The sequence below is a fragment of the Sedimentimonas flavescens genome (assembly GCF_019264375.1).
GTDB classification, from domain to species: domain Bacteria; phylum Pseudomonadota; class Alphaproteobacteria; order Rhodobacterales; family Rhodobacteraceae; genus Rhodobacter; species Rhodobacter flavescens.
In genome coordinates, this window is the sequence record NZ_JAHVAI010000007.1 from 107,768 (window position 1) to 124,139 (window position 16,372).

Annotated in this window: 20 protein-coding genes; 3 read left to right on the forward strand and 17 right to left on the reverse strand. The window is 65.1% G+C overall.

Translation table 11 applies throughout. The annotated features are described in order from the left end of the window. Positions 1 to 68 precede the first annotated feature (68 nt). Positions 69 to 758, forward strand: a complete 690-nt coding sequence (locus KTQ37_RS08520) for a winged helix-turn-helix transcriptional regulator (protein WP_218630084.1) — start codon at positions 69 to 71, stop codon at positions 756 to 758. On the opposite strand, the gene KTQ37_RS08525 is transcribed toward KTQ37_RS08520, so the two are convergent. From KTQ37_RS08525 to KTQ37_RS08560, 8 genes are all read right to left on the reverse strand, one after another. Next, the gene (locus tag KTQ37_RS08525) at positions 755 to 1,423 is read right to left on the reverse strand and encodes a class I SAM-dependent methyltransferase (protein ID WP_218630085.1); all 669 of its coding nucleotides are present in this window, start codon (positions 1,421 to 1,423) and stop codon (positions 755 to 757) included. The two genes, KTQ37_RS08520 and KTQ37_RS08525, sit on opposite strands and share 4 nt — an antisense overlap. Positions 1,424 to 1,508: 85 nt before the next feature. Next, positions 1,509 to 1,877, reverse strand: coding sequence for a hypothetical protein (locus KTQ37_RS08530; RefSeq protein WP_218630086.1), 369 nt, complete (start codon positions 1,875 to 1,877; stop codon positions 1,509 to 1,511). Positions 1,878 to 1,996: 119 nt separating this feature from the next. Continuing rightward, positions 1,997 to 2,614, reverse strand: coding sequence for an LbetaH domain-containing protein (locus KTQ37_RS08535; RefSeq protein ID WP_218630087.1), 618 nt, complete (start codon positions 2,612 to 2,614; stop codon positions 1,997 to 1,999). A gap of 38 nt (positions 2,615 to 2,652) precedes the next feature. Further along, entirely contained in the window at positions 2,653 to 3,987 is a 1,335-nt protein-coding gene (gene phnE, locus KTQ37_RS08540) for a phosphonate ABC transporter, permease protein PhnE (RefSeq protein WP_218630088.1), read from the reverse strand. Further along, positions 3,984 to 4,847 (reverse strand): phosphonate ABC transporter, permease protein PhnE, encoded by an 864-nt coding sequence (gene phnE / locus KTQ37_RS08545; protein WP_218630089.1) that lies wholly within the window; start codon positions 4,845 to 4,847, stop codon positions 3,984 to 3,986. The genes phnE (KTQ37_RS08540) and phnE (KTQ37_RS08545) overlap by 4 nt, the downstream gene beginning before the upstream one ends. Before the next feature lie 60 nt (positions 4,848 to 4,907). Beyond that, a complete protein-coding gene (gene phnD / locus KTQ37_RS08550) occupies positions 4,908 to 5,819 on the reverse strand; it encodes a phosphonate ABC transporter substrate-binding protein (RefSeq protein ID WP_218630090.1) in 912 nt (303 codons plus the stop codon). Positions 5,820 to 5,878: 59 nt separating this feature from the next. Then, positions 5,879 to 6,700, reverse strand: a complete 822-nt coding sequence (phnC, locus tag KTQ37_RS08555) for a phosphonate ABC transporter ATP-binding protein (RefSeq protein WP_218630091.1) — start codon at positions 6,698 to 6,700, stop codon at positions 5,879 to 5,881. Between the two features lie 282 nt (positions 6,701 to 6,982). Next, complete coding sequence (locus KTQ37_RS08560) at positions 6,983 to 8,128, reverse strand: alpha-D-ribose 1-methylphosphonate 5-triphosphate diphosphatase (RefSeq protein WP_218630092.1); 1,146 nt, start codon at positions 8,126 to 8,128, stop codon at positions 6,983 to 6,985. Positions 8,129 to 8,217: 89 nt separating this feature from the next. On the opposite strand from KTQ37_RS08560, the gene KTQ37_RS08565 reads away from it, so the two are divergent. Further along, entirely contained in the window at positions 8,218 to 8,901 is a 684-nt protein-coding gene (locus KTQ37_RS08565; protein WP_328799705.1) for a DUF1045 domain-containing protein, read from the forward strand. Here the strand turns inward: KTQ37_RS08565 and phnN are convergent. The 7 genes from phnN to phnG are packed head-to-tail and all read right to left on the reverse strand — an operon-like array spanning position 8,883 to position 13,895. After that, positions 8,883 to 9,428, reverse strand: a complete 546-nt coding sequence (gene phnN, locus KTQ37_RS08570; protein WP_218630094.1) for a phosphonate metabolism protein/1,5-bisphosphokinase (PRPP-forming) PhnN — start codon at positions 9,426 to 9,428, stop codon at positions 8,883 to 8,885. The genes KTQ37_RS08565 and phnN overlap by 19 nt on opposite strands. A gap of 1 nt (position 9,429) precedes the next feature. After that, positions 9,430 to 10,113, reverse strand: a complete 684-nt coding sequence (gene phnL, locus KTQ37_RS08575; RefSeq protein ID WP_218630095.1) for a phosphonate C-P lyase system protein PhnL — start codon at positions 10,111 to 10,113, stop codon at positions 9,430 to 9,432. A gap of 3 nt (positions 10,114 to 10,116) precedes the next feature. Beyond that, entirely contained in the window at positions 10,117 to 10,923 is an 807-nt protein-coding gene (phnK, locus tag KTQ37_RS08580; RefSeq protein WP_236021151.1) for a phosphonate C-P lyase system protein PhnK, read from the reverse strand. Then, the gene (locus KTQ37_RS08585; protein WP_218630096.1) at positions 10,923 to 11,792 is read right to left on the reverse strand and encodes an alpha-D-ribose 1-methylphosphonate 5-phosphate C-P-lyase PhnJ; all 870 of its coding nucleotides are present in this window, start codon (positions 11,790 to 11,792) and stop codon (positions 10,923 to 10,925) included. Before KTQ37_RS08585 ends, phnK begins: the two co-directional genes overlap by 1 nt. Next, positions 11,789 to 12,877 (reverse strand): carbon-phosphorus lyase complex subunit, encoded by a 1,089-nt coding sequence (locus KTQ37_RS08590; protein ID WP_218630097.1) that lies wholly within the window; start codon positions 12,875 to 12,877, stop codon positions 11,789 to 11,791. Before KTQ37_RS08590 ends, KTQ37_RS08585 begins: the two co-directional genes overlap by 4 nt. Further along, positions 12,877 to 13,449, reverse strand: coding sequence for a phosphonate C-P lyase system protein PhnH (gene phnH / locus KTQ37_RS08595; protein ID WP_218630098.1), 573 nt, complete (start codon positions 13,447 to 13,449; stop codon positions 12,877 to 12,879). Before phnH ends, KTQ37_RS08590 begins: the two co-directional genes overlap by 1 nt. After that, complete coding sequence (gene phnG, locus KTQ37_RS08600) at positions 13,449 to 13,895, reverse strand: phosphonate C-P lyase system protein PhnG (protein WP_218630099.1); 447 nt, start codon at positions 13,893 to 13,895, stop codon at positions 13,449 to 13,451. Before phnG ends, phnH begins: the two co-directional genes overlap by 1 nt. Positions 13,896 to 13,972: 77 nt before the next feature. Here phnG and phnF point away from each other — a divergent pair, with 77 nt between their 5' ends. Continuing rightward, positions 13,973 to 14,701, forward strand: coding sequence for a phosphonate metabolism transcriptional regulator PhnF (phnF, locus tag KTQ37_RS08605; protein ID WP_218630100.1), 729 nt, complete (start codon positions 13,973 to 13,975; stop codon positions 14,699 to 14,701). 47 nt (positions 14,702 to 14,748) lie between these two features. On the opposite strand, the gene KTQ37_RS08610 is transcribed toward phnF, so the two are convergent. Both KTQ37_RS08610 and KTQ37_RS08615 read right to left on the reverse strand, forming a co-directional pair. Further along, positions 14,749 to 15,840, reverse strand: coding sequence for a transglutaminase-like domain-containing protein (locus KTQ37_RS08610; protein WP_218630101.1), 1,092 nt, complete (start codon positions 15,838 to 15,840; stop codon positions 14,749 to 14,751). Between the two features lie 121 nt (positions 15,841 to 15,961). Beyond that, a complete protein-coding gene (locus KTQ37_RS08615; RefSeq protein WP_218630102.1) occupies positions 15,962 to 16,336 on the reverse strand; it encodes a hypothetical protein in 375 nt (124 codons plus the stop codon). Positions 16,337 to 16,372 lie beyond the last annotated feature (36 nt).

Consider the following 16,372-nt stretch of genomic DNA (forward strand, 5'->3'; position numbering starts at 1 on the left):
AAAACCGCAGTATTGTGCTACAGTTTATGAAGTTCGCTCCGAAACGCGCACCGAACAGGGGGGAGAGAATGAACTACAACCAGTTTTGCCCGATCGCGAAAGCTGCCGAGATTCTGGGGGAGCGTTGGAACATCCTGATCCTGCGCGAAGTGCTGATGGGCGGGCGCCGGTTCAATACCTTGCAGCGGGGTCTGGGCGACATCTCGCCCGCGCTGCTGACCAAGCGCCTCAAGCAGCTTGAAGAGCAGAACATGCTGATCCGGCGCCGCATACCGGCACAGAAGGGGTTCGAATATTTCCCCTCCGAGGCCTGCGAGGCGCTGATGCCGGTGCTGTTTGCGCTTGGCGAATGGGGGATCATCTGGGCCAAGAACACGATCCTCGATCAGGATTTCGACGCCGAATTCCTGATGCTGTATCTTGAGCGCAGCATCGACCGCGAGAAGATCAAGGGCCAGGAAACCGTCATCAAGTTCCGCTTCACCGACCTGATCGAGCAGCGCGACTGGTGGCTGGTGGTCAAGCCCGAGAAATCCGAGGTCTGCCTGAAAGACCCCGGCCGCGATGTCGATGTCTATTTCAACTGCTCGGTGCGGACCCTGTCGGATATCTGGATGGGCGATCGCAGCTATCGCGACGCGCTGCGCGAGGGCGACCTGATGATGGATGGCGATCCGGTGCTGATCCGCACTGTCAGCACCTGGCTGCGGTCGGGGATCTTCGCGAATTCTCCGCGCGAAGTTGTGCCCGCCGCCTAGCCCCGGATCGGGGTCGCGGTGAACAGGATCTGGCCGCGCGGCAGCATGGTGTCATGGCGCATCACTGCCCAGCCCGTCATCGCGGCCATATGCGCCACATCGCTTTCCAGCACATGATAGGGCGCGCGCAGATCATGCGTGACCACACCATCAGGTTGGCGATAGGGGCGCGCGGCGGTCTCGGCATCGGGCGCAAGGAACACGGTGAACAGGAAGCACTCCAACGCCGGAAAGCGGTGCAGGTTGGTCAGCGCGCGGCGCAAATAGGCCATCGGCAGATGCGGGAAGACCGCGAAGGCGATGGCATGGGTGATCGTGTCGGGGATCTTGGGGAACTGGAACGCTTCATCGCGCACAAGATGCGACTTGCTCAGCCGCGTGGGGTCGGCCAGCTCGGCGGCGTGGCCCGCCAGCATCATCTCGCGCGAGGGGTCGGTGGCCCAGTAATGGCCCGGTTCCAGATAGGGCACCGCCTTGCAGCCAAGCCGAAGCGAGCCTGCGCCGATATCCAGCAACTGGTGATGCGGCAGCAGCCCCGCCGCTTGCAGGATCGCCATCTGCGCACGGCCGGTTTCTTCCCACCGCCCGCCGACGATATCGCGGTGCCGACCCTCGGCCAGCGCCTTGTCGTAAAATCCCTGCGCCTGATAGGGCGAAACACTCATGGCCGATCCCCCGCGGCAAGGATCGCCGCGCTGGCGCCATTGGAGGCGCGCAGGGGTGCGAGTCAAGCGCCCCGACTGCTGTAGTTCAGAAATGCGCCTTGGGTTCGTCCGGCTTGCCCGCGGCCAGTGCAAGAATACCGCCAACGATGCAGAAACCGATCGGGAACATGGTGAAGACACCAAAGCCGAAGGCGTTATACATCAGCGCGCCCGCGACCAGCATCAGGATGCCACCCCAAAGCGCGCGGATCCTGGCCATCGCGCCTCCGGCAATCGCGGCAAGGGGCGCAAGGAAGCTCGTCACCCGGATCAGCTGCGCATTGTCGACCTGGCCGAACATCTCGCCCACCTCGGCATGTTTCTCGACCACCTCGGTATAGCCGTAGCCGAAGAAGCCGACGACCATCGCGATCAGCCCGCCGATCACCCCAAGCACCAGTGCCGCGTTGCGCATCCGCCCTATCCTTCCATCCTGGGGCAAGCCACTGCCCATCCCCCGAGATAGGCCCTCACCCCCGGCAGGATCAAGGGCATCCTGGCGCGGATAGCCCTTTTTGCCGCCCGCGCTTGCGTTCAGCCATCGTGCTTTTCGAGGAAAGCCTCCGCCGAAAGCGCGCGGAAATCGGCAAGGGCTGCATGCAATGCGTCATGCGGCCAGTCCCACCAGGCCAGCGCCAGAAGCCGCTCGGCCACGGCATCGGAGAAGCGCATCCGCAGCGGCTGCGCAGGCACACCCGCCACAATCATGAAGGGCGAGACATCCTTGGTGACGACCGCGCCCGAGGCCACCACCGCGCCGATCCCCACCGTGACCTCAGGCTTGATGATCGCGCCATGGCCAATCCAGCAATCGGCGCCAAGGGTTGACCGGCGCGCGGCCCGCATTTCGAAGAAGGCCGGATCGTCCTCGGCATCGTCAAAGTAATATGAGGAGCGATAGAGGAGGTGATGCTGCGCGGCGTTGCGCCAAGGGTGATCGGTCGGCCCGATCCGCGTCATCGCGGCAATATTGGCGAACTTGCCAACCGAGGTATTGGCGATATCGGAATACTGATCGCAATAGGCGTAGTCGCCAAAGCTCGAATTCAGGATACGCGACCCGCGCCCGACCTCGGTGAAAGCACCGAAGGTTGAATTCAGGATGGTGCAGTCGGGATGCACGAAGGGTTCTGATGCGGACAGTTTCGGCATGATCGGACCTTGGGATACGGGCCGGGGCGTGCGCCCCTTCAGCCCTTGATGAAGCGGCGGCGGATCCAGCCGGAAAGGCTGTCCATCGCCATCACGGTCAACACGACGAGGACCATGTAGTAGCAGACCTCTTCCCAGTCTTTCTGGGTGATGATCGCCTGCGTCAGCAACAGACCGATACCGCCACCCACCAGCGCCCCGATCACCGTGGCCGAGCGGGTGTTCGACTCGAGATAGTAGAGCAGTTGCGACAGGATCACCGGCGCCACCTGCGGGATCACGCCAAAGCGCATCTGCTGCACGGCATGGGCGCCCGTCGATTGCACGCCCTCGACCTGCTTGGCGTCGATATTCTCCAGCGCCTCGGAGAAGGTCTTGCCGAAGGTGCCGGTATCCGTCAGCAGGATGGCCAGCGCACCGGTCATCGGGCCGGGGCCGAACGCACGCGACAAGATCACCGTCCAGATCAGCCCATCCACCCCGCGCAGGAAATCGAACAGACGGCGCAGGGCAAAGCGCAGGGCGCGCGCCGGGGCAAAGTTCGATGCGGCGAAGAAGGCCAGCGGCAACGCAATCAGGCCCGCGCCCATCGTGCCCAGGAAAGCCATCAGCACGGTCTCGAACATTGCCCAGGCAACCTCGCCGTGACGCCACATTGCGTTGGTCCAGAAATCGCGCGCCATCGCGGCCGCATTCGGCAACGCCGGGTCGAGCCGCGGTTGCCAAAGGGCCAGCGCGGCCAGTTCAGGCAGGCTGCGGCCATGGAACGGGCTGTCGAGGGTGAAGAAGAACAACTCCCACCCGATCTGGTAGCGGAACACCTCGGTCTTGGAGGGGGTCATCGCAAAGCGCCACCCGCCGCGATTGATGCTGACACGGTTTTTCGACTGGCTGAGCCACTCGGGCTTGTCCGTGCCGGGCGGAAGGTTCAACTCAATCGTGCGGCCCGCCAGTGCCATCGCCATCACGCCATAGCCCGCGATATCGAGCCGGGCCGAGCCGTCCTCCAGAAAGAGCACCTCGCTTCCATCGGGCAGCGCAATCCGCGTCACCTCACCCAGGCTCACCCAATCAGGTGCCTGTCCGGGCGGGTATTCGCCTTTCCGCTCACCCTCGATGGCGGAAACCACCTCCCCGCTCCTGTTGTCGCGGGTGACATGGGTCTTGTAGGACCAGAAGTCACCGAGCAGAATCGCCGCATTCTCGGGCCGGGCACGAGACATCAGCCCGGGCAGATCGAAGGCGAAGAAAACATAAGCCAGATAGGCCGCGATCAAAGCAGGCGCCGCGATTGCGCGCCATTTGCGATGGCGGAACTTGCGCGACACCATCTGATGCAGATCGGGCACGGCGGAAATGGCGGCGGCGGTCATGCGGCGCGCTCCCCTTTGACCAGACGCGCGCGGGCGCGGTCCGAAATGTGATCGACGATCATGATCGTCAGGAACAGCAGCGCGAAGATCGCGACGACGGCGTCATATTTCCCCTGCCCCCATTGCAGCGCAGTCTTGAGATCATAGCCAATCCCGCCCGACCCCACGAAACCCAGGATGGCCGAAGCGCGGATGTTGATCTCGAAGCGCAGCAACGCATAGCTTGACCAGTTCGGCGCGACCTGCGGCAGAATTCCGAACCACATGCGCTGCGCCCAGCCCGCGCCGACAGAGGCCAAGCCCTCGACCGGCTTGGTGTCGGCATTCTCGGCGGCCTCCGAGAACAGCTTGCCCAGCGCGCCCGTCGTGTGGAAAGCGATCGCGATCATCGCAGGCACCGGTCCCCCGCCAAGCAGGAAAATCAAAACCAGCGCGATGACAATCTCGGGGATCGCACGCATCACATCCATCATGCGCCGAAACAGCGGCGTCATGCGCGGCCAGAGCGACAACCCGCGCGTGGACAGAAGCGCCAGAGCCGCCGCCGCAAGCGCCCCGAACAAGGTCGAGACCGCCGCGATGTTCAACGTCTCGATCAACGAGGGAACGAATTTCACGAACAGGCCCGGCAGATTGCGCCAGTTCACAAACGCTTCCGAGAAGATCTCGGCCGGAAAGTCAAAGATCCGGTGCAGCCCGTCCCAGAACCCGCCCGCGTTGCGGTCATTGGCCAGCTTGAATCCGCTGAGCATGAGCAGCGCGAACAACGCCAGCAGCGCACCGCCATAGAGGCGTTTGCGCCGGACATGGGCGAGGTAGCTGGCGGTCTCATTGGCCAGCGCGGCGTTGGCAAGGGTCATGGGATATTCCGGAATAGGAAAGGCCGGGGGCAGCAATGACTGACCCCGGCACAAAAGGCGTTACGAGCCGCTCGCGATCTTCTGACGACGCACTTCGATGATCGTCTCGTAGTAGTCATGGGTGATCGGAACGAAACCGGCAGTTTCGCCCGCCGCCACGCCATAGGCGCAATCGGCGTCTTTCTCTTTCAGACCGCCGACAAGCGCGGTCATCTTGGCGCGCACATCCTCGGGGAGAACCTTGCGCAGCACGATCGGGCCTTCCGGGATCGGCTTCGAGCGCCAGATCTCGACAAGATCGTTCATGTCCACCAGACCGGCGTCGACGGCCTTGCGCAGAGCGCCCGAGTTGTAGCCGTCTTCCCAGTTGCCCTGGCCGTCGGCCCAGGTCACGCCGGCGTCGATGTCGCCGTTGTTGACCGCGACGATGGTCTGTTCATGTCCGCCGGTGAACTTCACCTCGCCGAAATACTCGCCCGACTCCATCGAATGGCCGGTCGCCTGCGGAATTTCCACCGAGGGGATCAGGTAGCCCGAGGTCGAGTTCGGATCGCCGAAGCCGAAGCTCTTGCCCTTGATATCCGCGAGCTTGGTGATCCCCGAGTCCCGGCGCGCGAAACCGATCGAGTGATAGGTGTAGGAACCATCGAGGTTGGCCTTGACCAGAACCGGTTCGACGGCGTCCGCATCGGTCAGATAGACCTTGGCATAGCCCGAGGCACCCAGCCAGGCCATGTCGATCGTGCCGCCCAGCAGGCCCTGGATCACGCCGTCATAGTCGGCCGGGGCGAAGAGCTTGACGGGCACGCCCAGCGCTTCCTCGGTGTATTTGCGCAGGCACTCGTTCGAGTTCAGCCGGTCCTGAGCGTTTTCGCCGCCCAGAATGCCGATGTTGAATTGCGTGATTCCTTCGGCCGAGGCAGCTCCGGCAAGAGCGGTGGTGGCGGCCAGAATAGCGAGCAGGTGTTTCATCGTCGTCTCCGATTGAAAAAGACAGTCGTAGGCGCGGCCCGGCGGGCGGCGCCGGCTACTCAGTCACCCAACAGGGCGGCTGCGTATTGGTCGTCGGGCTGAAGGGCGCCCAGATCGGTCGAGGTCGCGCTTTCGGAAAAGCTGGCGTCGGCGCCATAGATGTCGCGCGCCGCGCCACGGGTCAGTTGCTCGGGGGTGCCGTCGAACACGACGCGCCCGTCGCGCATTCCGATCACCCGGTCGCAATAGCGCCGCGCGGTGTCGAGCGTGTGCAGGTTGGCGATGACCATGCGCCCATCCTCGACATTGATGCGCTTGAGCGTGTCCATCACGATCTGCGCGTTCATCGGGTCGAGCGAGGCGATCGGCTCATCCGCCAGAATGATCTCGGGGTCCTGCATTAATGCGCGGGCGATGGCGACACGCTGCTGCTGGCCACCCGAAAGCGCCTCGGCGCGCTTGGGCGCCTGCTCCGCAATCCCCAGGCGATCGAGGATTGCCAGCGCGCGGGCGATATCGTCCTCGGACCACAGGTTGAACAGCGTGGCCATCATCGGGCGGCGCCCGAGCAGACCGTGCAGCACGTTCGAGGCCACATCCATACGCGGCACCAGGTTGAACTGCTGAAAGACCATCGCGCATTGGCTCTGCCAGGCGCGCTTCTCGGCGCCGCGCAGCTTCAGAACATCCTTGCCATCCGCCAGGATCTCGCCCTCGGTCGCGTCGGTCAGACGGTTGAGCATCCGCAAAAAGGTGGATTTTCCCGCCCCCGAACGCCCGATGATTCCAACGAACCCCGACCCGTCGAGGGTGAAGGACATGCGCTCGACGGCGGCCTTGGAGCCGAAGCGCTTGCTGACATTACGAACGTCGAGATGCATCTAGTCCCCCTGCTTTCCGCAGCGGGGATACGGGCCTTGTGTGACATTCTCCCTGAGAACCAATGAAGCTTTCGCTGCAGTCTTGCGACAGTTCCGTGTAACGCAGCGCACCGCAATTGCGAGGCGAGCTAAGCGCAATCGTGGATTAGAGAAAGACGTGTTTTTAGCTGGAATAGGGTCGATTCATATGAGTGGATCGCACCGCCAGAGCGTTTCAAAAAGCAAAGGCTGGCCACCCTTTCCGGATGGCCAGCCCAAGTGGCTTGAATCGCCTGCGACGTCTCAGCCGACCCGTGCGCCCTTGACCCAGACGCCATGCAGCATCCCCGCTCCGTTGACCCGTTTCACCCGGATCAGGTCGGCGCGCTTTCCGACCTCAAGCCGACCACGATCATGCAGGCCCACGGCGCGCGCCGGGGCATCCGTTACGGTGCGAATGCCGCGCGCCATATCGCCCCACAGATCACCGAGCAGCAGCGCGGAAGACAGCAGCGCCGAGGGCACATAATCGGACGAAACGATGTCGAGCAAGTCGCGCTCGGCCAGTTCATGCGCCGCGACATTGCCCGAGTGCGAACCACCCCGGATCAGGTTCGGAGCCCCCATCATCACAGCGATACCAAGCATACGACAGGCGGCCGCGGCCTCGATTGTCGTTGGAAACTCGGCGAACTGCACACCTTTCGCGGCGGAATGCGCGACCTGCGTGGCGGTCGTGTCGTCATGGCTGGCCAGCACCGCGCCATAGCGCCGCGCAGCCTCGACCGAGGCCACCTCATGCGCCGTGCCGAGGCGCTCTTTCAGCGCGATCTGGCTGGCGACATGCTCGTCGAACTGCGCCTCGCTCAGCCCATGCTTGCCGCAGACATAGTCGCGCAACTTGGACAGATCGCGGAACTGGCGCTCTCCAGGCGTGTGATCCATCAGGCTGACGATCCCGACCCGATCCTCCGGGCCGAATTTCTCAAGCTCCTCCAGCAGCGTCTCCGAGCAAGTCTCGGCGCGCAGGTGGATATAGTGGCTGATCCGCAGCGCCTCCTTGGCGCGCATGTCGAGTATCTCGGTTGCAAGGTCGCGCGCATATTCGCGATAGTCCGCCCGCGCCCCCGAGGCGCCGATGGACCCGACCCGAAGGGCGTCAAACACAGTTGTGATCCCGACCGAGCACAACTCGGCGTCATGCGCGATAATCGCCGCCGCATGAGGCCAGTTGACCCGCGGGCGCGGTTCGATATGGCGCTCCAGATTGTCGGTATGCAGCTCGATCAGGCCCGGCATCACCAGATCGCCTTCGCAGTTCACGGCCCCCTGCGGCACCGAGCGCCCCTCGCCAATATCGACAATCTCTCCGTCACGCAGCACGATGGCCCCGGCAATTGTCTCGTCGGGCAGGATCAGAACGGCATTGGCAAGGATGGTCTCGGCCATGGGGCTCTCCGCAGTTTTCGAGTGAGGGTCAGCCCTTCGCAGCCGACTGTCACACCTCGGTGACAAATCCGTGCGATCTGGATGACATGATGAAGATGAAGCGATACGCGATCTACTACGCTCCGCCCGAGGGGCGCTTTGCCGAGGCGGCGGCCCTTTGGCTGGGCCGCGATCTGGCGCGCGGGATCGATGTGGCACAGCCCGAACGCGCCGCAATCGCGCTGGAACCCGCGACCCGGACGCCGCGCAAATACGGCTTTCACGCTACGATCAAGGCGCCGTTTCGTCTGGCGTCGGGCCAAAGCCCCGATGATGTGGCCGAGGCCCTCGCGGCGCTGACCGGGCAGCTTGCGCCCGTGACACTGGATGGCTTGCGCTTCGAGCGGATGGCGGGACGGTTCCTCGCACTGCGCCCCGAGGGCGACATCGCCCCCCTGAACGCATTGGCCGCCGAGGTCGTCAAGCAACTGGAGCCACAGCGTGCCCCCCTGAGCGCGGCCGAAATCGCGCGGCGCAATCCAGAGCGGCTCTCGCCGCGACAGCGCGATCTGCTGGAACGCTTCGGCTATCCCTATGTGCTCGAGGAATTCCGCTTTCACCTGACGCTTTCGGGGGATCTGGACGCCACCGGGATCAGCCTGCTCGAAGCCGCCGCGCGCGACTGGTTCGGCCCGGTGCTTCCGGCGCCCTTCATTATCCACGACCTTTGCCTGTGCGGCGAGGATGAGGCAGGACAATTCCATCTGCTGTCTCGTCACGAACTGACCGGCTGAAGCGCGTCGATCAGGCGGGCGACGCCCTGCTCCGGCGTTCCGTCGTTGCGCACGCTCACGGCGGGTATGCCAGCGGGCAGGGCTTGAGCGGCACGTTGCAGGCGCCGCGTGATCTCGTCATGGCTTTCGCGCGCCCGCGCCGCAAGACGGGCGGCCAGCACCTCGGGCGAGACGCTCACCTCGATCACGCGCAGATTGGGAAAGCGGGTCAGCGCTTCGGGAAGAGCCTTGCGGGACCCGTTGAAAATGACCGTACGCCCCTCGGCCAGAGGGGCGAATTCCTCATGGCGAAGACCGTAGCCCAGCCCATGCGCAGACCAATCCAGTGCGAAGGCCCCGCCCGCGCGCAGGGACGCAAAGACGGGTTCCGAGACACTCTCGAAATCCTCGGTTGCAAGCGATGGTGGCCGCGAGATCGTGCGCCGCGCGCGCAAGATGTCGGGGCGCGCCCGGGCGAGACCCGCCAGCAGCGTGTCCTTTCCCGAGCCGGATGCCCCGACGACGGCGAAGAGACGGCCGGACGCCATCTCAGGCCACCCGCGCCGGGGTAAAGCCGGTCACGTCAATCTCGCGGTCGCAAACGAGTGCGCGCGCGGCTTCGTCATGAAAGATCCCCACGATCGCTGCGCCGCGCGCCTTGGCGTCCGCGATCAGATCCAGAACGACCGCGCGATTGGCCGCATCCAGCGATGCCGTGGGCTCATCGAGCAACAGCGCCGGGTAGTCATGCGCGAATCCGCGCGCGATATTCACCCGTTGCTGTTCCCCGCCCGAGAAGGTCGTGGGCGACAGCGACCAGAGCCGCTCGGGGATGTTCAGACGCCGCAGCAGATCCTCGGCGCGGGCGAATGCCTCGGCCTGAGGGCGACCAAGCGCCAGCAGCGGCTCGGCCACCACGGTCCGTGTCGGGACCCGGGGCACAACGCGCAGAAACTGGCTGACATAGCCCAATGTCTCGCGCCGCAGCGCGATGATCTCGCGCGGGGCGGCGCGGACCACATCGAGACCGCCCACCCGGATCACACCCGATGCCGCCAGATAATTGCCGTAGATCATCCGCATCAACGTGGATTTGCCCGCGCCCGACGCGCCGGTCAGTGCGACGCATTCGCCGCGCGCGACGTGCATCTGCGCACCCGCCATGACCGGAATCACCGCACCGCCCTGATTGTGCAGCGTGAAGCTTTTCGAGAGATTTTCGATGTCGATCATGGCTCAGACCTGCAAGACAGAAGAGACGAGAAGCTGGGTGTAGGCGGCTTGCGGATCGTCGAGCACCTGATCGGTCAGGCCCTGTTCGATTACATGGCCGTCCTTCATCACCATCAGCCGGTCGGCGAGCAGCCGCGCGACGGCCAGATCATGGGTGACAATGATGACCGACAGACCCATGTCGCGCACCAGCCCGCGCAACAGATCCAGAAGCCGCGCCTGAACGCTGACATCGAGGCCCCCGGTCGGCTCGTCCATGAAGACCAGACGCGGTCCGGTGACCAGATTTCGCGCGATCTGCAGGCGTTGCTGCATCCCGCCCGAGAACTGGCGTGGCCGGTCGTCGATGCGCTCCGGGGCGATCTCGACGCGGCCAAGCCAGTCGGTGGCCGTATCGCGGATGGAGCCGTAGTTGCGCGCGCCCACCGCCATCAACCGCTCGCCGACATTGCCGCCCGCCGAGACGCCCATGCGCAGCCCGTCGCGCGGATTTTGATGCACGAAAGCCCATTCCGTGCGCGACAGCATCCGCCGCTCGGGTTCGGCCATGGCGCGAATATCGCGGCCCCGGTAGAGCACGCGGCCGGCATCGGCCTCCAGGAAACCCGCGAGGCAGCTCAGCAGCGTGGATTTGCCCGAGCCGCTCTCGCCCACGATGCCCAGCACTTCGCCCGGGAACAGATCGAAACAGACATCGGCACAGCCGATCCGCGCGCCGTAGAACTTGCCCAGCCCCTCGACCCGCAGCAGCGGTGTTTCGGGCGTGGCCAAAGGCGGTGTCTCGGCGGGGAATGTCATGTGGCTACCCATCATGCGGCCTCCTCGGGGCTCAGGCGTCCGCGAAGTCCGTCGGCGCGGCGCGAGGCACAGAAATCGGTGTCGGAGCAGATGAACATCCGCCCGCCCCGATCGTCGGTGATGACTTCGTCAAGGTAGCTTTGCGCCGCCCCGCACAGATCGCAGTCATGATCGGCCTTGCTCGGCTCGAACGGGTGATCTTCGAAATCGAGGCTGACGACCTGGGTATAGGGCGGCAGCGCGTAGATGCGCTGCTCGCGTCCCGCACCGAAGAGCTGGATCGCGGCATTGCCGCCCAGCTTTGGGTTGTCGAACTTCGGGATCGGCGAGGGGTCCATCACATAGCGCCCCTCGACCTTGACCGGATATGCATAAGAGGTTGCGATCGCGCCATGGCGGGCGATGTCCTCGTAAAGCTTCACATGCATCAGCCCGTATTCCTCAAGCGCATGCATCCGGCGCGTCTCGCTTTCGCGCGGCTCCAGAAAACGCAGCGGCTCGGGGATCGGCACCTGGTAGACCAGAATCTGCCCCTCGGTGAGCGCCTGCTCGGGGATGCGGTGGCGGGTCTGGATCACGCTGGCCTCGGCGGTGTGCTCGGTCGTGGCGACGCCAGCGGTGCGCTCGAAGAACTTGCGGATTGAGACCGCGTTCGTCGTGTCATCGGCGCCTTGGTCGATGACCTTGAGGCAGTCTTCGGGCGTAAGGCAGGCGGCGGTCACCTGCACGCCGCCCGTGCCCCAGCCATAGGGCATTGGCATCTCGCGCGAGGCGAAGGGCACCTGATAGCCTGGGATCGCGAGGCCCTTGAGCAGGGCGCGGCGGATCATCCGTTTCGTCGCCTCGTCGAGATAGGCGAAGTTATACGCGGCCTCGCTCATTCCGCGGCCTCCTTGCAGGTCTCGGCCCCGGCGTCGCGGCGCAGCTTTCGGATCAGCTCCAGCTCGGACTGGAAATCGACGTAATGGGGCAGCTTGATATGCTCAAGGAAGCCCGTCGCCTGGATGTTGTCGCAGTGATAAAGGACGAACTCGGCATCCTGAGCCGGCGCGCCGGTGTTCTCTTCGCCCAGTTCGTCCCACCGCAATGCGCGGTCCACGAGGCTCATCGAGATCGCCTTGCGCTCTGACTGGCCCATGACCAGGCCATAGCCGCGCGTGAACTGGGCCGGTTCGGTTTTCGAGCCCGTGAACTGGTTCACCGTTTCACATTCAGTCAGTTCGATCTCTCCGATCTCGACGGCAAAGCCAAGTTCGGGGATCTCCATCTCGACGGCGCAGGTGCCAATGCGCAATTCGCCGACGAAGGCATGGGTGCGGCCATAGCCGCGCTGCGTGGAATAGGCCATGGAGAGAACAAACCCTTCGTCTCCGCGCGCCAGCGCCTGCAAGCGCAGCGGCCGGTCTGCGGGCATCTCAAGCGGTTCGCGCGTCAGGTCGGGCGGGGTGGCCTCGCCCTGCGTCAGCGGCTCCATCAACCCGTCGCGGTCCAGCAGTTGCAGGATGTGCGGCACCGGCTGCGTCTCGGCGGGCTTGCGCGCGGCCTGCGGCGCATCGCCATCGGCCATCAGCGCGAAATCCAGAAGCCGGTGGGTATAATCGAAGGTCGGCCCCAGCACCTGCCCGCCCGGCACATCCTTGAACGTTGCCGAGATCCGGCGCGTCACCGCCATCTCATCTGTCTCGACGGGAAGCGCGCCGCCAAAGCGCGGCAGCGTGGTGCGATAGGCGCGGATCAGAAAGATCGCCTCGATCAGATCGCCGCGAGCCTGTTTGATCGCCAGCGCGGCGAGGTCGGGGTCATAAAGCGACCCTTCCGCCATCACGCGGTTCACCGCCAGCGTCATCTGCTCGCGGATCTGCGCGATGCTAAGTTCGGGCACGGCGGGATCGCCACGCCGCGCCTCGGCCAGCCATTGATGCGCGGCCTCAATCGCGCGCTCGCCGCCTTTGGTCGCGACATACATCAGAGCGCCTCCACATTGGTTGAGCGCGGCAGGGCCCAAAGCTGGCTGCCCGCAGAAAAGTAGCAATCGAAGCCGAGGGGGAATTGCGTACGGTTCGCTGCGAAAGCGGCGATCTCGGGCAGGCAAGCTTCGTGGCAGGTTTCGATCCCCGGACCGGCCAGCCGCGCCGATGGCGGGGTGGCGCCCGGCATCTCTACGATCAGGGTCGCTGCCCGATCGGGGTAATCGGCGGTACCGATGGCGAAGCGCGAAACGGGCTGGAGCGCGCCCCATGCACCCAAAGCGAAGGCTGCCTCTTCGGCGGGCACGATCGGCGCGCCGCAGTGGAACGCGATCCACTGGCGCGTTGCCTGGGTGTCTTGACTGGGCGCGAGGTAGAGCGGGGTTGTCGTGTCGACCAGCGTCAGCAAGACCGCCCCGGCAGCGGGCGAGATAGGGGCGGGCGGGGCAGCCCCGGTAATCGGCTGGATGCGGCCCGGACGCGCCATAGCCTCAAGACAGGCACGAAAAGCGCGGGCCGATTGCGCTGCGGGGTCGTCGAAGCCCCCCGCCAGAATTTCGGCGTGGTCCATCAGTCTTCTCCCCGCACCATGGTGAAAAACTCGACCCGGGTCGCAGCGGCTTTTTCTGCGCGGGCGGTGCGGCGCTCGTCTTCCTCGGCGCGCAGGGGCAGGAGCAGATCGGCCTCGATCCGCGCTGCTTCGGTGCCCTGCATCAGCGCATCGATCAGCGCGGCGCGCGTGGCATGATTGCGGTCGCGGCCCTGCACATAGGCATGACCGACGCGCCCGTCCTCAAGCCGCAACGAGCAGCGCGTTACCGTCATCTCACCCAGATTGAACGGAGCGCCGCGGGCCCCGGTACGGCCTCGCACCATGACCGTTCCGATCTCGGGGGCGCGCAGCCAGGCATGGGCGGGAAGGTCGGGCATCAATGCGGCCAGACGCTGCGGATTGGCACGCGCCAGCAGCCCCATACGGCTCCGGCGCAGCAACTGATCTTCGCTCGGGATCGACATCTTGAGAATCTGTCCAGTCTTCTATACAACTAGACAAATATTCCCCGATCCACGCTTCCTGAACAAATGAAACTTCCATGACACGCCAACCCGTCTGGCAAACCATTGCCGAAACGCTGCGCCACGAGATCACCGAAGGGCTCTATCCCGAAGGCACCAAACTTCCGACCGAGGCGCAGCTATCGGCACGTTTCGGGGTCAATCGGCACACGGTGCGACACGCACTGGCCGCACTGGCCGAGGCGGGCCTGACCGTGTCGCGGCGCGGCGCGGGGGTTTTTGTCGCCTCGGCACCGCGGGCGGATTACCCGTTGGGCCGGCGTGTGCGGTTTCACCAGAACGTCTCCGCCTCGGGGCGCACCCCAACGCGAGAGGTGCTGAGAATCGAATCCCGCCCCGCGCGCGAAGCCGAGGCCGAGGCGCTTGCCCTGCCCGCCGGCGCCAATGTTCATGTGTTCGAGGGGATCTCGCTTGGCGATGCGTTGCCGCTAGCGGTGTTCCGCTCAGTGTTTCCCGCAGCGCGTTTTCCTGATCTTCCCGCAGCCCTCGCGCGGCTGCATTCGGTCACACAGGCCCTCGCGGCGCAGGGGCTGCGCGACTACACGCGCGCGACGACCCGGGTGACGGCCAAGGTTGCCAAAGGCCCTCGCGCCGGTCTGCTGAAATTACCCGAAGGCGCGCCCATCCTGCGCACCGAAGCGGTGAACATCGATGCAGACGGCGTACCGGTTGAGTTCGGCATCAGCTGGTTTGCAGGTGATCGCGTCGCGCTGACCGTCTCGGCGGAACCCGGCGAACCACGCTAGACGCGGCCCTGCGCACATAGCTTGCAGGGCCGCGCCTTCATGATCGATTACGCGGTCAACTCGCGCGCGGTGATCGAATAGGCGAAGGCCGCCGCGTCGAGCTGATCGAGGCGCTCTCCGCCGATCTCGGCCTCGGGATACATCAGGAAGGCGACGGCGTCGTTCTCCGAACCCGGCAGAGCGATATCATGGCCGAAGTTGTAGCCGATCCAGTTGCCTTCCCAGGCACCGAACAGCGCGGCGCGGGCATCGGCCACCTTGGGATCGTCAAAGCCCAGATTGCCCGGAGGCTCTTCCAGCATGACCTTGCGCACATCGGCCGGATCGGCGGCGACCCAACCGAAGCCCTCCAGGAACACTTCGGCGCGGCAGTGCTGCGACTTGGTCACATCGGGCTTGTTCGCGCCAAGGCTCTTGTAGCCGAAGGCCGAGGGGGCTACGCGCAGCCCGTAAACGTCACGCGCAGGCAGCCCGGCCGCGCGGGCCAGGCCCACGAAAAGCGCGTTCAGGTCGGCGCATTTGCCGGTCAGATCGCCCATCTCCAGCATCGAGGCCACATCGCCCAGCCCGCAACCACGGGTCTCGGGGTTACGCTCGGTGCTTTCGACGATCCATTCGTAGATGCGACGAGCCTTATCGAGGTCGCTGCGCGCGCCAACCACGATCTGCTCGGTGGTCTGGCGCACGATCCCGTCGGTGGGGATCAGCGCGGTCGGCGCGGTGTAAAGCGCGCGGTCTTCCTCGGACAGGGCCGAGGCGGTGCCCGTCTGCGCAAAATCAGTGGCGCGATCGCGCGTCGCGACGGTGGCGACGATCTCAAGCGTGCGCGGGGCGTCGGCGGCGGCCCATTGCGCGTGCAGGAAGCGCGCGCCGCTGACCGGGTCGGTCTTGATCTCGGCGCTTTCGGTGCTGGTCGTCCAGCTCAGTGCGCCGGGCTTCATCCAGCCGTCCTCGTTTACCGAGGGCACCGGCACCCAGACCTGCGCCGTCTCGCCGCCCGCAGGCAGGTCAATGCGTGTGATCACCTCGAACTCGCGCCAGCCAGCGGGCTTGGGCGCGAAAGAGGCTGCTGCCATGCGCGGCAGCATCACGAGCGCGGAAGCCGCTACACCGAGCTTCAGGATCGTCCGTCTGTTCATGTCTAAACGCCTTTCCAGCAATGTTGGCGCCTCTCTATTCGCACCCGGCCAGTGCCGCAAGCGGCCACAAAGAACGGGCGGGGCAGTCGCCTGCCCCGCCCTGCGGTGAATGCTGTGCGGCTCAGCGGCCGGCCGACGAGTGTGATGCCTCGCGGGACGAGCGCTCGGGAGCGTCCTCATCGCTGTTACGGCCCGGGCGCGGCACCGGCTTACCTTCAAGCACGACGCGGTAGGTGCCGTCGGGGCGCTCGATGATACGGATGCGGGCAATCGCCGGGGCGGCTTGCGAGGCGCTGCCGTGCAGCTCTTCGCAGGCATCGAGACCGGCCGAGGTGCAGGCCTCGGGGTGCTTGGAGTTCTCGTTGCAGGCACTGATCACATGCGAGGCGCAGGCGGCCATGCTGGCACCGGCATTGCCCTTGGCGCTGGCTTGCGTGCCGACCGAAGCGGCGATCAGGGCGAGGGCGGCGAAAGCGGTCTTGGTGGTGAAGGTCATTTGTCGTCTCCTGGGTTGAATGTGTGCCGGTGTCGT